This is a genomic window from Leucobacter chromiiresistens (assembly GCF_001477055.1).
GTDB classification, from domain to species: domain Bacteria; phylum Actinomycetota; class Actinomycetes; order Actinomycetales; family Microbacteriaceae; genus Leucobacter; species Leucobacter chromiiresistens_A.
On the sequence record NZ_LDRK01000109.1, the window covers coordinates 1 to 13,951 of the forward strand.

Annotated in this window: 16 protein-coding genes, 1 other RNA gene and 1 pseudogene; 5 read left to right on the forward strand and 13 right to left on the reverse strand. The window is 71.1% G+C overall.

The annotated features are described in order from the left end of the window. Positions 1-24: 24 nt before the first annotated feature. The 4 genes and pseudogenes from gap to NS354_RS13950 all read right to left on the reverse strand — a co-directional run. A complete protein-coding gene (gene gap, locus NS354_RS11710) occupies positions 25-1,023 on the reverse strand; it encodes a type I glyceraldehyde-3-phosphate dehydrogenase (protein ID WP_058594652.1) in 999 nt (332 codons plus the stop codon). 147 nt (positions 1,024-1,170) lie between these two features. Next, positions 1,171-2,112: a GlxA family transcriptional regulator gene (locus tag NS354_RS11715; protein ID WP_058594653.1), complete on the reverse strand. Its 942-nt coding sequence runs from the start codon at positions 2,110-2,112 to the stop codon at positions 1,171-1,173. 13 nt (positions 2,113-2,125) lie between these two features. After that, positions 2,126-2,278, reverse strand: coding sequence for a hypothetical protein (locus NS354_RS13855; protein ID WP_241490512.1), 153 nt, complete (start codon positions 2,276-2,278; stop codon positions 2,126-2,128). 67 nt (positions 2,279-2,345) lie between these two features. Further along, a pseudogene (locus NS354_RS13950) lies at positions 2,346-2,783 on the reverse strand (YbjN domain-containing protein); the annotation flags it as partial. Between the two features lie 33 nt (positions 2,784-2,816). Between NS354_RS13950 and NS354_RS11720 the strand changes: the two are divergent. From NS354_RS11720 to NS354_RS11735, 4 genes are all read left to right on the forward strand, one after another. After that, positions 2,817-3,224, forward strand: coding sequence for a Fur family transcriptional regulator (locus NS354_RS11720; protein WP_058594654.1), 408 nt, complete (start codon positions 2,817-2,819; stop codon positions 3,222-3,224). Between the two features lie 193 nt (positions 3,225-3,417). Continuing rightward, a complete protein-coding gene (locus NS354_RS11725; protein WP_058594655.1) occupies positions 3,418-4,428 on the forward strand; it encodes a permease in 1,011 nt (336 codons plus the stop codon). After that, entirely contained in the window at positions 4,418-5,167 is a 750-nt protein-coding gene (locus NS354_RS11730; RefSeq protein WP_058594656.1) for a TIGR03943 family putative permease subunit, read from the forward strand. The genes NS354_RS11725 and NS354_RS11730 overlap by 11 nt, the downstream gene beginning before the upstream one ends. Positions 5,168-5,192: 25 nt before the next feature. Beyond that, positions 5,193-6,626, forward strand: coding sequence for a hypothetical protein (locus NS354_RS11735; RefSeq protein WP_058594657.1), 1,434 nt, complete (start codon positions 5,193-5,195; stop codon positions 6,624-6,626). 16 nt (positions 6,627-6,642) lie between these two features. Here the strand turns inward: NS354_RS11735 and ykgO are convergent, their stop codons facing one another. After that, positions 6,643-6,765, reverse strand: coding sequence for a type B 50S ribosomal protein L36 (gene ykgO / locus NS354_RS11740; RefSeq protein WP_010156589.1), 123 nt, complete (start codon positions 6,763-6,765; stop codon positions 6,643-6,645). Positions 6,766-6,848: 83 nt separating this feature from the next. Here ykgO and NS354_RS11745 point away from each other — a divergent pair, with 83 nt between their 5' ends. Continuing rightward, positions 6,849-7,862 carry a GTP-binding protein gene (locus tag NS354_RS11745; protein WP_058594658.1) on the forward strand — a complete coding sequence of 338 codons (1,014 nt, stop codon included), beginning with the start codon at positions 6,849-6,851 and terminating at the stop codon, positions 7,860-7,862. 34 nt (positions 7,863-7,896) lie between these two features. Here the strand turns inward: NS354_RS11745 and NS354_RS11750 are convergent, their stop codons facing one another. The 8 genes from NS354_RS11750 to NS354_RS11780 all read right to left on the reverse strand — a co-directional run. Continuing rightward, positions 7,897-8,553, reverse strand: a complete 657-nt coding sequence (locus tag NS354_RS11750; protein WP_058594659.1) for a copper resistance CopC family protein — start codon at positions 8,551-8,553, stop codon at positions 7,897-7,899. Beyond that, on the reverse strand, positions 8,550-9,299 hold the full coding sequence (locus tag NS354_RS11755) for a YcnI family copper-binding membrane protein (protein WP_058594660.1): 750 nt from the start codon (positions 9,297-9,299) through the stop codon (positions 8,550-8,552). The genes NS354_RS11750 and NS354_RS11755 overlap by 4 nt, the downstream gene beginning before the upstream one ends. Positions 9,300-9,363: 64 nt before the next feature. Next, positions 9,364-9,969 (reverse strand): hypothetical protein, encoded by a 606-nt coding sequence (locus NS354_RS11760; RefSeq protein ID WP_058594661.1) that lies wholly within the window; start codon positions 9,967-9,969, stop codon positions 9,364-9,366. A 35-nt stretch (positions 9,970-10,004) separates the two neighbouring features. Continuing rightward, positions 10,005-11,501: an amino acid permease gene (locus NS354_RS11765; protein WP_058594662.1), complete on the reverse strand. Its 1,497-nt coding sequence runs from the start codon at positions 11,499-11,501 to the stop codon at positions 10,005-10,007. 134 nt (positions 11,502-11,635) lie between these two features. After that, positions 11,636-12,006, reverse strand: a transfer-messenger RNA (tmRNA) gene (gene ssrA / locus NS354_RS13235). A 142-nt stretch (positions 12,007-12,148) separates the two neighbouring features. After that, positions 12,149-12,787 (reverse strand): TetR family transcriptional regulator, encoded by a 639-nt coding sequence (locus NS354_RS11770; protein ID WP_345994184.1) that lies wholly within the window; start codon positions 12,785-12,787, stop codon positions 12,149-12,151. After that, positions 12,784-13,260, reverse strand: coding sequence for an SsrA-binding protein SmpB (gene smpB, locus NS354_RS11775; RefSeq protein ID WP_010156583.1), 477 nt, complete (start codon positions 13,258-13,260; stop codon positions 12,784-12,786). Before smpB ends, NS354_RS11770 begins: the two co-directional genes overlap by 4 nt. 317 nt (positions 13,261-13,577) lie before the next feature. Continuing rightward, positions 13,578-13,951: FtsX-like permease family protein (locus NS354_RS11780; RefSeq protein WP_153002207.1), on the reverse strand; the 374-nt coding region annotated here is incomplete at its 5' end.

A 13,951-nucleotide genomic window follows, 5' to 3' on the forward strand; every position in this document is an offset into this window, starting at 1 on the left:
CGCTCGCGCAGTGCGCGCTCGAGGCTATGCGGCGAGGGTGCCGAGCACCTGCGCCGCGCGGTTCGAGAAGCCCCACTCGTTGTCGTACCAGGCGGTGACCTTGACGTGCTTGCCGTCGACGAACGTCAGCTCGGAGTCGAAGATGGAGCTGTGCGGGTTGCCCACGATGTCCGAGGAGACGAGCGGCTCCTCGGAGTACTCGAGCACGCCGTCGAGCGGGCCGTCGGCGGCGGCGCGGTAAGCGGCGAGCACCTCGTCGCGGGTGACCTCGCGGGAGACCACCGCGGTGAGCTCGACGATCGAGCCGACGGGCACGGGCACGCGGAGGGATCCGCCGACGAGCTTGCCGTCGAGCTGCGGCAGCACGAGGCCGATCGCGGTCGCCGCTCCCGTCGACGTCGGCACGATGTTCAGAGCGGCGGCGCGGGCGCGGCGCAGGTCGGAGTGCGGCGCGTCCTGGAGGCGCTGGTCGGCCGTGTAGGCGTGCACCGTCATCATGGTGCCCCACTCGATTCCCGCGAGGTCGTCGAGCACCTTCGCGAGCGGTGCGAGCGCGTTCGTCGTGCACGAGGCGTTCGACACGATGCGGTGCTGCTCGGGGTCGTAGAGATCGTCGTTCACGCCGACGACCAGGGTCAGATCGGCGCCCTTGCCCGGCGCGCTGATGAGCACGCGCTTGGCGCCGGCGTCGATGTGCTTCTGCGCATCCTGCGCCTTCGTGAAGAGGCCGGTCGATTCGAGCACGACGTCGACGCCGAGCTCCGCCCACGGCAGGTTCGCGGGATCGCGCTCGCCGAGGATCTCGATGCGGCGGTCGCCGACGACGAGCGTCGTGCCGTCGACGGTCACCGGCTGCTCGAGCTTGCCGTAGAGCGAATCCCGGGAGAGCAGGTGCGCCAGCGTGGGCGCGTCGGTGAGGTCGTTGATCGCGACGACCTCGAGGTCGTTCTGCTGGTGCAGCAGGGCGCGGAGCACGCCCCGGCCGATGCGTCCGAATCCATTGATGGCTACCCGACGGGTCATGGGCTCTTCGATCTCCTTCGAGGTGATGTGCAGTGTGGACTCATTCCAGGGTGGTCCCTGATGCGCTCGCACGCCAGTGGCCGCATTGCCATCATTCGAACGGAAACCGCCATGATGCGACTGAGCGGGCTCGCACCGCTCGGCGCACTACGACGACTGCGAGAACGTGCGCCGATACGCCGTCGGAGCCGTGCCGAGCACCTGCCTGAAGTGACGGCGCAGGTTCGTCGCCGATCCGAGCCCCACGGCGGCCGAGATGGCGTCGATGCCGAGATCCGTCTCCTCGAGCAGCTCGCGCGCACGATCCACGCGGGCGCGCATCACCCACTGCATCGGGGTGTACCCCGTCTCGTCGAGGAAGCGACGGGAGAAGGTGCGCTCGGAGACCCGCGCGTGCTCCGCGAGCCGGGCGATGGTGAGGGGATCGCCGAGATGGCGCAGCGCCCACTCGCGGGTCTGCGTGAACCGCTCCCCCGTCGACTCCGGCACGCTGTGGGGCAGGTACTGCGCCTGCCCGCCGCTGCGGTACGGCGCGGCGACGAGACGGCGGGCGGCGTGGTTCGCCACAGCCATCCCCGACTCGCGACGCAGCAGGTGCAGGCACAGGTCGATTCCGGAGGCGGCGCCCGCCGAGGTGAGCACCGCGCCCTCGTCCACGAACAGCACCCGGTCGTCGACCTGCACCTCGGGGAACCGCTCGGCCAGGCGCCGGGCGTAGTGCCAGTGCGTGGTCGCCCGCTTGCCGTCGAGCAGACCGGTGGCGGCCAGCGCGAAGGCGCCGGTCGAGATCGCCGCGAGAATGGCGCCGCGGGCGTGCGCCCTGCCGAGAGCCTCCGTGAGGGCTTCCGGCGCCGCGTCCCGATCGGGGAACCGGTAGCCCGGCACGAAGACGAGATCGGCCTCGTCGAGCGCCTCCAGTCCGTGCTCCACGTGGTACGAGAGGCCGTCGCCTCCGGCGATCAGGCCGGGCCTGATGCCGCACACGTCGACCGAGTAGGGCATGCTGGCGCGGTGGGTGAACACCTGCGCGGGGATGCCGACGTCCATCGGCTTGGCGCCCTCGAGCACGACGACGGCGACGCGTTTCATGCGCCCAGCCTACTCAGCTCGACGTCTGCGCTCGCGCCACCGCCTCCGGGAAGGCGTCGCCGGCCTCCGCGAAGAACGCCAGTGTCGTGCCGACGGCGCAGCGCAGGTGCTGTGCGAGCTGCGCATCGGTGACGCCCGCGGCGTAGTCGAGGGGTGTGCTCGCCATTCAGTCGGATCGACCCGTCGTCGTCGCGGCCGACGAACGCCTTCGGCCAGAGCCGGTCGGCATTCCAGAGGTTGCAGAGCTCGAGCGCGGCGAGGTACTCCGATTCGCCGAGCCTCCCACTCCAGTATCCGCGCACGCAGAGCATCGGCTCGGCCTCGTCGTCGACGAGGAAGAAGAACGATCCCGTCTCCCAGCCGCCGCTGGCGTCGCCGTCCTCGTCGACCGTGTACGTCCAGCCCAGCTCATCGAGCACGGCTTCGAGTCGCCGCTGAGACAGCGGTTCGAGGCGGGCGTCGTCGCCCGCGATCGGAGCTGCGCTTTCACTGAACAACCCCACGCGATCGCTCCTTTCCAGCCCTCCGACCAGCGTATCCGCCCCGGCGGGTTCGCGGAAGCGCGGGGAGGGCTGCGCAGGGGCGCGGGGCGTCGAGCCGCGCCCGCCCCGATCCCCCCCTCGCGCGTTCGCCGTCGGGGGAACCCCGGGGCGGCACGCCGCTGCTAGCATCGGAGGCGACCCTCGACCCTTGGGAGCCCCACCGTGACATCCACTCGCACCCGGCGTACCGCGCAGGGCGCTGCGGTGCGCACCGCGCTCGAATCGATGGCCGGCTTCATCTCGGCGCAGGAGCTCCACCGGCGACTCTCGGACGACGGCTCGAAGATCGGGATCGCGACGGTGTACCGCCAGCTGAACGCCCTGGTCGAGAACCAGGAGGCCGACGCGATCTCCACGCCCGAGGGGCAGCTGTACCGCGCCTGCGAGGATCCGCAGACGCATCATCACCACATGGTCTGCACGAGCTGCGGCACCACCATCGAGATCGAGCCGCCCGACGAGGCCTGGTTCACCTCGGTGGCGCGCACGCACGGGTTCGACGTGCACTCGCACACCCTCGAGGTCTTCGGCATCTGCTCGGCGTGCCGCAGCGCATCGTCCGCCCGCTGACGGCGCGCTCCGGGCGCGGAGACGCCGATGGGAGGGGGCGATCCGATCCCGCCCCGACACGCGCCGACCCCCCGGCCCGGACCGCGCGTCCGCTCCTATACTGAGAACGATTATCGGCGGCGCCGATCGGGCCTCCCCGGTCGCGCCATGCGGAATCGGTTCGCCCGCTGAACCGATTCGGATCGGAGGCTGTATGGCCGCGGTGGCGCACCGCGCTCGCTCGCGCTCGCTCGCGCTCGCCGGCTCCGCCGCCCTCGCCCTGCTCGCCGCCATCGGCGTGCGGGCGCTCACCGATGGCGCGAGCGACGCCCTCGCACTCCCCGAGGCCCTCGCCGACTTCGTCGCTCTGTCGCTGAGCGTCTTCATCGAATCGCTGCCGTTCGTCTTCCTCGGCATCCTGCTCTCGACCGTCGTGCAGGTATGGGTGCCCCAGTCGGTCATCGATCGTGTGCTGCCGCGCAACGCGGCGCTGCGGCGGGCCGTGCTCTCGATCACCGGTGTACTGCTTCCCGTCTGCGAGTGCGGCAACGTACCGCTCGCACGCGGGCTCATGCTGCGTGGATTCACCGTCTCCGAGGCCGCGACCTTCCTGCTCGCCGCCCCGGTGCTCAACCCCGTGACCATCATCACCACCTACCACGCCTTCGGATGGAGCGACGGAATCCTCGCGGCGCGCATCATCGGGGGATTCGCGATCGCGAACCTCGCGGGGTGGCTGCTGAGCCGCTCCGCGGAGCAGTCCGCACTGCTCGCCGACGGCTTCCGTGCGCAGTGCGCCCACGGCCACGAGCACACGCACCAGGGGCGGATGCAGCGGAGCCTGGTCGGGATCGCGGAGGAGACCAGTGCCCTGATGCCCGCCCTCGTGATCGGCTCGGCGCTCGCCGGGGCGATCCAGGTGGGTGCTCCGCGGGAGCTCCTCATCGCGCTCGGATCGCATCCGCTCTGGTCGGTGCTCGCGCTCATGCTCCTCGCGTTCATCATCTCGATCTGCTCGAGCGTCGACGCCTTCTTCGTCCTCTCGCTCAGCGCAACCTTCCTGCCGGGCAGCATCGTGGCCTTCCTCCTCTTCGGCGCGATGATGGACATCAAGATGCTCGCCCTGCTGCGCACCACGTTCACCGCACGCGCCCTCGCGCTGCTCACCGGCCTCGTGGCTCTCTGCTGCCTCGTCATCGGATGGGGGCTGAACCTTGTGGCGTGAGCGCTTCGACCGGTACTGGCGCGGGATCATCCTCAGCGGGCTCGGGATCGCCGCGATCCTGTGGCTCGCCGCCACGGGGCGCCTCGGCTGGTACGTCCACCCGAGGTACTTCTGGTTCACCGTGACGCTCTGCGCGATCGCCGCAGTCGCACTGTGCGCCGCGGTGCCCGCCGTGCGCCGCGCCGAGCTCTCGGATGCGCACGCCGGAGCGCGCGCGCCCCGCCCGCTGACGCGCGCGCTCTCCGTCGCCGGAGCGGTGCTGCTCGTCGCCGCGACCGCCGCTGCGCTGCTCGTGGCCCCGCCGACCACGCTCTCCGTCGCGACCGCCCAGCAACGGCAGGTGAACACGGGAACGGGCCCGGCTGGCGATGCCCCCGCAGCCGGAGCCGATGCCGACCGAGACGCCCGCGACTGGGCGATGCTGCTGCGGCAGGGCGGCGGCGCGGAGGCCGAGGGGCGCACGGCGCGCTTCATCGGGTTCGTGCTCCCCTCGACCGGCGGGGAGCCCGACCTCTTCACCGCCGCCCGCTTCGTCGTCTCCTGCTGCGCGGTCGACGCGCAGCCGCTCGGCGTGCCGGTGCTCGCGCCCGACTGGGCGGACGAGCACCCCGAGGGCTCCTGGGTCGAGGTCGAGGGCGTCTTCGTCGCGAACCCCGACGTGACGAGCGATCAGCCCGTCGTGCTGCGGCCCTTCGCCGTCACCGCCATCGACGAACCGGATGACCCCTATGTTTACTGAGCCGAGAGCCGGACGGCGCGCCCGGGTGTCGCGCATCGCGGTATTCGCGATCCTCGGCGTGCTCGCCGCGGGCCTCGCGATCGCCAACCTCGTGCAGCCGCCCCGCCTCGCCGGGGTCGACGCCAACACCGCCCTGCTCGTCTCGCGCACCGATCAGCGGGTGCAGCTGCACTTCAGCCAGCCGATCGCCGACGTCGACGCCGCCGCCGTGAGCGTGCGGCCCGAGACGCCGATCGACGTGACCTCCGACGGCAGCTCGCTCACGGTCCGCTTCCTCGAGATGCTCGACACCGGCGCCGAGTACCGCATCGAGGCCCGGGTGAGCGGAGCCGCGACGGGAAGCGGCGATGTGATCACGGCTGCGGTGCGCACTCCCGACCCGGCGACGTACACGCTGAGCCGCTCCTCGGGCGGCGACCGGCTGCTGGAGCACCGGCTGCAGGATCCCGCCGCCACCCGGGAGGTGTTCGCGGCGCCCCGCATCGAGGAGTACGCGATCACGGGCGACGGGCTCGCGACCGTGCTGCGAGACGAGACGGGCCGGGCGGCCCTCGACGTGCACGCGGCGACTGACGATGCGGCATCGACCGCGACGTTCGCCGATCCCGACCCGTTCCGCATCATGACGGCGCCGCACCTCGGCCAGCTCCGCAGCGAGGCTCGCACCGGCGTGATCGGGGTCGTCGCCACGGGTGCCGGCGACGACGGTACCGAGTACGATCGCACGCTGCTCGTGATCGATCCCGCGACCGCCGTCGTGTCGATCGTGACCGGAGCCGACGGGTCAGCCGCGCCCGTGCGCGACTGGCGCTTCGTGCCGGGCACGACGTCGCTCGTCTTCCAGAGCCCCGACGGCCGGCTCTTCGGTTGGGAGGCGGTGCCCGAGCCGCGAGTCATCGAGCTCGGGGTCTCGGGAGATCTGCTGGGGTTCATCCCGGGCACCACCGCGCTCGCGGTTGCGGAAGCGGCGGGGCCGTCGCTCGTCGATCTTGCGGGAATCGTGACGGGAACGCTCGATGCGGCCCCCGAGCGCACCCCGTTGACGCAGCCCCCGGGCTCCGACGAGCGCGCCGTGCTCGCCGCGGCTCCCGACGCCGTGCTGGCGCGAGCCGCTGCGGCGCCGAGCGAGCCGCCGCCGGTCGCCGACGGCGTCGATCCGCGTTCAGCGGGCTCGGCGCTCGGCGACGGCTCCCTCGTCGCCGGCGGCTCCGTGCTCGTGGAGCGCGACGGTGAGAGGCGCAGCATCTTCGCTCCGGCGGCGGAGTCCACGCGCATCGGCCGCGTCTGCCTCTCGCCGAACGCCGAGTTCGCGGCGGTCGAGACCGTCTCGGACGGAGGCGCGGCAGATGGTGCCGCGTCGGCCCCCGGGTACGCGCAGACCACGACGAACTACGTGCGCCTCGACTCGGGTGAGACCGTGCGATCCGCGATCGGCGGGCTCAGCGACTGGTGCGGGTAGTCGTCGAGAGGAACTGCTACCCCTGGCGCCCCTTGAAGCGCGGGTTGGCCTTGTTGATCACGTAGACGCGACCCCGGCGCCGCACGACCTGCGCCCCCGGCTGTCGTTTCAGCGATGCGAGCGATGCGCGAACCTTCATGATGCCCCTTTCGGCTTATTGATAATTATTATCAGTATAGTGATATGCGCGGATATCCGCGCTCTCGCTCCAGGAAGGACCTCATGCACACCATCGAGATCACCGCGGTCATGGGGGCGTGCGCTCCGGAGCGCCGCGCGCTCGCCGCACGCCGGGCCGCGCACACCGGCGCCGCGCTCATCACCGCCGCTCGGCTCGCGCACCACCCGGACCCACTGCTCGAGGCCGCCGCGCTCGCCCCGTGGGCCGGAGCATCGAGGCGCGCCGTCATCGAGCTCCCGACCGACGTGCGCGCGACCGAGGCGATCGGAGCGTTCGGCGCGGAGCCCGACCGCGTGCAGCTGATCCACCTCGTCTGCGTGGTCGACGCCGTGCACTTCCTCACCGACGTGATGCGCGACGACTACCTCCCGATGCGGAGCGGCGGCGTGCACGTCGCGCGCGCCGAGCTGCTCGTCAGCCAGATGGAGTACTCCACGCAGATCGTCTTCGTGAACTGGGAGGCACTCCCGACCGCGCACCTCTCGACGATCATGGCGCTCGCGAACCACCTCGCGCCGCGCTCGCGACTGAGCCTGCACCAGGCGGGGCACGAACCCGTCTCGGCGCCGCTGACGCTCTCGCCGCAGCAGGACGGGCCGGGGTGGGTGGCGCTGCTGAACGGCGAGCACGACCCGCACATGACCGACCCGCGCGTCTCCGCTGTGCGCTACACCCACGAGCGGCCGCTCCACCCGGGCCGCTTGCAGGCGGTGCTCGATCGCCGCATCGAGCCCGGGGAGTTCGGCTTCGTCGTGCGGTCAGCCGGGTTCTGCCGGCTCGCCACCCGTCCGAGCCGCGTCGCGAGCTGGGACCACGTCGGCAGGGTGATCTCCTTCGAGCCGATCGGCGGCGACGCGGTGAGCGCGGAGGCCGAGCTCCTCGCGATCGGGCAGGATCTCGCGTTCATCGGCATCGACCTCGAATCGGCGGCGCTCACCGCCGCGCTCGACGGTGCCGCACTCACCGATACGGAGTTCGCGGCGGGGCCGGGCAGCTGGCGGATGCTGCCCGACCCCTTCCCCGAATGGCTCTCCGTCGACGAGTCGCGCGGGTAGCGCGCGTCTCACGCCGACGCGGGCGCGGCTCCCATCACTCGCGGGGACGCGGCCGGCGCAGGATCACGAAGACGGCGACCGCCACCGCGACGACGGCCAGACCGCCCACGCCGACGCCGAGCCAGAGCCCGTTCACCGGGCTCGCGGTCTCCGCCTCGCGGCTCTCGGGCTGCGCCGCGTCCGCCTGCTCATCCGCCCCGGCGGAGGCCGACTGCTCGGCCTCGCCGCAGGCGGGTTCAGCCGAACCCTCCCCCGGCTCCGCGTCGTCGCCGGGCGCGTAGGTGAACGTGTAGTTCTCGGCGATCGGATGGCCGTCCGACGAGACGACGCGCCACTGCACCTCGTAGTCGCCAGCCGGGCCGAGCGCCAGCGGAGTCGACACGGTGGGGCCCGAAAGGGCCGGGCAGCCCGTTTCGTAGTAGCTTCCGTCAGGCCCGACCACACGCACCAGGTTGCTGCCCTCCAACCCGAGCGGCGAGTTGTTGAACTGCAGCGTGATCTCGTCGAGCGACTCGACGCTGGCGCCCGAGACCGGGTCGGCGCTCACGAGCTGGTCGTGCGCCGACGCCGCCGTCGCCACTGCCGGGAGGCCGGCGATCGCGATGAGGGCGCCCGCCGCGGCGAGTGCCGCCCGGCGCGGCGCGGTGCCGCGGCGCGGGGCGAGCCCGCTGCTGCTGCGCGGCAGGGTCACTCCGCCGCCTTCCGCGAGCGCGAGAGCGCGACGGCGCCGAGCAGCACGCCGCCCGCGGCGATCACGAGCGCTGCGATGCTCAGGCCGAGCGTGACGCCGTTCGTCGAACCGGCCGCCTCGGCGGTCGTCGAGCCTGCCGCCGCACCCTGCTCGTCGTCGTGGCCGGCAGAAGCGCCGTGGTGGTCGTCGGCCGGCGGGGCGTCGTTCACCCAGAGCACCGGGGCCGGGTCGAGCGTATCGTCCTCCTCCAGCTGCTCGGGCGTCGCCGCCCACTCCACCACCGTGCCGTCGCTGTACGTCTGCGTGACGGGGATCGCGATGCTGCCGGTATCGGCGACGGGGCCGACCGACAGCGTGAACATCTGCACCTGCCCGGGCTCGATGCCGCCGTCCTCCGCCGTGTAGACGACCTCCGTCGGCGCTTCGCTCACCTCGTTGCCCAGCACGTCGACGGGCTCGGGCAGCGTCTCCTCCGAGACCTCCGCCGTCCATCCCGCGACGGGCTGGTACGAGACATGGGTGAACGGCGTGTCCTTCGGAAGGTGGAACTCGAGCTTCGTCGTGCTCGCGGTGTCGGACTCGGTGGGCGCGCGGAAGGTGAGGTACGACCACCCTCCGGCGTCGACCTGGTCGGGCGTCACGGTGACGTGGGCCGAGGCCGCGAGGGGTGCGGCCAGAGCGAGAACGGCGCCGGCGCCGACGCCGAAGGCGATGCGGGTGAACTTCTGGGTACGGGTGTACTGCATGGGATGATCTCCGTGTGTCTGAGTGCGGGCGGCACTGCGCCGACCGCGATGGATGCGTGCGAGGTCAGGCCGCGAGCGGCGGGCCCCTTCGTCGCATCTCAGTCAGCACGGCGAGGCGCGGTGCGGTGCGGCGCCACGCCGCCAGCAGCGGGCGCGGCGCGCCCACCACACGGGGCGCCCAGTCGAGCAGTGCGGCGACCCGGCGGAGCCGACCGAGCCCGAGGATCGCGACGAGCGCGCGCTCCCCCGCCCCGATCGCGAGCACGGTGACGAGCGCCGCGCACGCGTGCGCGATCCACATCGCGCCCCCGCCGTGATCGGCGTGGAGCACACTGCTGGGCGCATCCGATGCGAGACGCTGCGCGATCACGCCCGCGCGGTGCAGATGCGCTGCGCCGCCGAACGAGAACGACCCGCCGCCGAGACCGGCGACGAGCAGCCCGTGGAAGGCGAACTGGCTCAGGGCGACCGCGGTCGACAGTCGCACCCACGAGAGCCGCCGGCCCGTGAGCGCGATGCACACCGGAGCCGCGAACACGAGGGCGAGCACGGCGCCCAGCACGGGAACCGATCCCCCGTCCGCGACCGTGTGGGAGAAGATCGCGACGAACGAGGCGAGCGCCGCGACGACGAGCCCGCGGCTCGTCCGTTCGGCTCGCGATGTCGTCACGCTCCGATCCTACCCCGGCCGTGCCGAGCGCCGCGTCAGGCCCGGTGCGTCCGCCACGCCGAGGCTGCGGCGCGCTCCTCCGCCACCTGCGTCACGTGATCCGCACGCAACTGCACGTGCGCGGGATTCCTGCGCAGCACGAGGTAGCCGATTCCCACGACGGCGAACCAGACCGGCGTCGCGATCAGTCCGGCGCGGGTCTCGGGATCCTGCGTGAACGCCCACAGCAGGAACAGGAAGAACGCCATCACGATGTACGGCATGGTCGTGCCGAGGGGCATCTTGAACGCGCTCCCCGCGTGATCCTGCGGGCGGCGACGCCGGTACACGAGGTAGCTGATCAGGATCATCGTCCAGACGAACATGAAGCACAGCGACGAGATCGTCGTGACGATGGAGAAGCCCGCCGACTTGTCGAGCCCGGTGAGCAGCAGCACCAACGAGCTCAGCAGCAAAACGCCCGTCAGAAACAGCGCGTTGCGCGGCACCCGGGAGCGGGTCAGCTTCGAGAACACGCGGGGCGCGTCGCCGCTCGTCGCGAGCGTGTACACCATCCGCGACGTCGAGTAGATGCCCGAGTTCGCCGACGAGGCCGCCGAGGTGAGCACCACGAGGTTCACGAGGTGCGCCGCCGCACCGATGCCCGCGAGGGAGAAGAGCATGACGAAGGGCGACTCGTCCTTGCTGAACGCCACCCACGGCACGACGGAGATGAGAACCACCAGCGATCCGACGTAGAAGAGCAGGATGCGGATCGGGATCGCACGCACGGCCCGCGGCAGGTTGCGCTCGGGATCCCGAGTCTCGGCGGCGGTCGTGCCGACCAGCTCGACCCCCACGAACGCGAACACCGCGATCTGGAAGCCCATGACGAAGCCCATGAATCCGCCGCCGAAGAAGCCGCCGCCGACCGTGAAGAGATTCATCAGCGACGCCGTGCCCACGATGGTCTCGCCGGTGCGCGTGTCGGTGTACTCGTTCGTGAAGCCCGTCGCGATCAGCACGATCCCCGCCACGATGAGCGCCACGATCGCGACGATCTTCACCATCGCGAACCAGAACTCGGTCTCGCCGAACCCGCGCACCGAGGGCAGGTTCAGCAGCATCAGCAGCACGATCACCGCGACGGCCGGAATCCAGGTCGGCAGCACGGGCAGCCAGTACGTGACGTACACCGAGGAGATCACGATGACATCGGCGACACCCGTGACCACCCAGCAGAACCAGTAGGTCCAGCCGAGGAAGAACGCCGCGCCCGGACCCAGGATGTCGCCCGCGAAGTCGGCGAAGTTGCGGTAGTGCGTGCGGCTGAGCAGCAGCTCGCCTATCGCGCGCATCACGAAGTAGAGCATGAAGCCGATGATCATGTAGACGAGCACGACCGAGGGGCCCGCGACAGAGATCGTCTTGCCTGAACCCATGAAGAGCCCGGTGCCGATCGCGCCGCCGATCGCGATCAGCTGGATGTGGCGATTGCTGAGCGCTCGCTCCAACCCCGACTCGCGAGGGGCCTGCACGTGGGAGTTCGACATGATCCGATGCGTTCCTTTCGTCGCCCGCATCTGTACGGTATCGGATCGGAGCGCTCCCGCGCCTCCCGGGTGCCGCTCCTGCCGCGCGTGCCGCGCCGGAGGGCCGGGTACCCCAGTGCATGATGCGAACGCATCGGTGGAGCCGCGGGGAATCGAACCCCGGTCCACTTCGACGATTCCGTGCCTTCTACGAGCGTAGTTCGTGAAAACGTTCTGCTCGGCCCCGCACTTTGCCACGAACACCTAGTGCGACAGGCCCAGTCTCAGTGCAAGTCCCGGTGCGCCCTGAGACGCGACGCACCAGCGAGCTCCCTTAATGACGCCAGAAGCGGGCCGGAAGCCCACCCGCTCTGACGGACTCGGTCTCGTGCTTAGGCAGCGAGAGCGAAGTCGGTGCGCTTAACGTTGGCACCTATGGTTTGCGAAGGGCGTTTACGAGATAACTCCGCGTCCTCGGCCCGCTTCTCACAGTCTCAAAATCGACGTGTCGAAACCGATCGGCCCCGTGGAGCGCCGCCGTGACGGCGCGGTCGGGACGTTCGCATCATGCACTGTGGACTTGTCAGTCCGGCCCGCAGGCCGGCTCCGCCGGCGAAGCGCCGGAACAACAAGTCTACCAGCAAACTGCGTCACCAATGGGTGCGGGGTCAGCCGCCCGATTCCGCCTGCAGCGTACGCGGCTCGAGCCCGAGGCTCCACTCCGCCACGTCGGAGACGAAGTGCCGGAGGGCGGGGTGCTCGAACGGCGCGGCATTGTTGGCGTAGACGCCGAGCGCATCGACCGCCATGTAGATGCGGGTGCTTGCGCCCACCGGGTCGTCCGCGGCGAAGTCGCCGTCCGCCACCCCGGCCTCGATCAGCGCGACCATCCGCACCCGATCGAGCGTCTCCTGCTCGTCGATCGCGGTGGCGAGACTGGGCATCGCGCGCGCCAGATGGCGGGCGTTGAGCCAGAGTCGGCACAGCTCGACGGCCTCGGGGCTCTCGGCGCGACGCACGAAGCCCGCCATCTGCGCGAGCGGTGCGTCGTCGTCGCCGAAGAGCCAGTCGCGCTCCGCCGTGACGGCGAGCACGAAGGCCTCGACCACGAGCCCCTCCACCGCGGAGAAGTAGTGGCTGATGAGGCCCGGCCGCACGCCGAGCGGCTCCGCGACGGCGCGCAGCGTCACCCCTTCGAGGCCGTCCCGCAGGGCGATGGCAGCGGCCTCGGCGACGATCTCGGCCCGGCGCGCCTCCGCGGGTTTGCGCACCCGGTTCGACGTCGCGGGCTCTCCCACGCGGGTCACTCCCCCATACGGTTGCGCTGACGCATGGCGCGCTCGGCTTCTCGCTTGTCCTGCTGCTCGCGCAGCGTCTGCCGCTTGTCGTACTCGCGCTTGCCGCGCGCGAGCGCGACCTCGACCTTGGCACGGCCGTCGAGGAAGTACATCTTGAGCGGCACGATCGTCATGCCGCCCTCGCGCGTCTTCTGCCAGAGCTTGTCGATCTCGTGCCGATGCAGCAGCAGCTTGCGCTTGCGCCGCGGGGCGTGATTCGTCCACGACCCGTTGAGGTACTCGGGAATGTACGCGGCATCGAGCCAGGCCTCCCCGTTCTCGATGAAGACGTACCCGTCGACGAGCGAGGCGCGCCCCATGCGCAGCGACTTCACCTCGCTGCCCGTCAGCACCATCCCGGCTTCGAACGTGTCGAGGATCTGATATTCGTGCCGGGCCTTCTTGTTCGAGGCGATCAGCTTCTCGCCGGTCTCCTTGGGCATGGCACATCCTCTCTCTCGCGCGGCCGGACCTCCCAGCATAGCGCGCCGCGCGATCCGCCCGCGCGATCCGCCCGCGCGGGTGCCGCGGGCGCGGGTGCCGCGGGCGCGGGTGCCGCGGGTGGCCGCGACCGCAGGTGCACCTGGTTCTCTCCATCGCACATGCGATGCACCTGTGCACTGGTCGATGAGACGTGCATCGGCGCCGGCGTGGCCGACTCCCGCATCCGCGCGGCCGGCGAGCGGCCTCGCACCGGCACCGGCCGACGACCACCGGCCGACGACCACCGGCGCGGCGCCCGCGCAGCCGCCGGCGCCCGCTACACCCGCAGGTAGCGGGTGATCGCGATCTTCGCGGCGATGGCCGAGAGCACGACGCCGACGAGCACGAGGATCGGCGGCACCACGAGCGACTGCTCGACCGTGATGTAGCTCGTGAACGGCACCTCCTGGGCCAGGAAGCCCTGCACGAAGAACTTCACGATGGCCACCGAGGCGGCGCTCGCGAGCACCGCGCCGATGAGCGCGGCGATGATGCCCTCCAAGATGAAGGGGGTCTGGATGAAACGGTTCGAAGCTCCGACGAGGCGCATGATGCCGATCTCCCGGCGGCGCGAGTAGGCCGACAGGCGGATCGTCGTCGAGATCAGGAGCATCGCGGCGATGAGCATGAGTCCGGCGATCGCGATCGCCG

What these genes read in the sequence shown, in the direction of transcription:
- gap (WP_058594652.1), bottom strand. Translation starts at nt 1,023, where the DNA reads ATGACCCGTCGGGTAGCCATCAATGGATTCGGACGCATCGGCCGGGGC.
- NS354_RS11715 (WP_058594653.1), bottom strand. Translation starts at nt 2,112, where the DNA reads ATGAAACGCGTCGCCGTCGTCGTGCTCGAGGGCGCCAAGCCGATGGAC.
- NS354_RS13855 (WP_241490512.1), bottom strand. Translation starts at nt 2,278, where the DNA reads ATGGCGAGCACACCCCTCGACTACGCCGCGGGCGTCACCGATGCGCAG.
- NS354_RS11725 (WP_058594655.1), top strand. Translation starts at nt 3,418, where the DNA reads ATGGCCGCGGTGGCGCACCGCGCTCGCTCGCGCTCGCTCGCGCTCGCC.
- ykgO (WP_010156589.1), bottom strand. Translation starts at nt 6,765, where the DNA reads ATGAAGGTTCGCGCATCGCTCGCATCGCTGAAACGACAGCCGGGGGCG.
- NS354_RS11745 (WP_058594658.1), top strand. Translation starts at nt 6,849, where the DNA reads ATGCACACCATCGAGATCACCGCGGTCATGGGGGCGTGCGCTCCGGAG.
- NS354_RS11755 (WP_058594660.1), bottom strand. Translation starts at nt 9,299, where the DNA reads ATGCAGTACACCCGTACCCAGAAGTTCACCCGCATCGCCTTCGGCGTC.
- NS354_RS11765 (WP_058594662.1), bottom strand. Translation starts at nt 11,501, where the DNA reads ATGTCGAACTCCCACGTGCAGGCCCCTCGCGAGTCGGGGTTGGAGCGA.
- smpB (WP_010156583.1), bottom strand. Translation starts at nt 13,260, where the DNA reads ATGCCCAAGGAGACCGGCGAGAAGCTGATCGCCTCGAACAAGAAGGCC.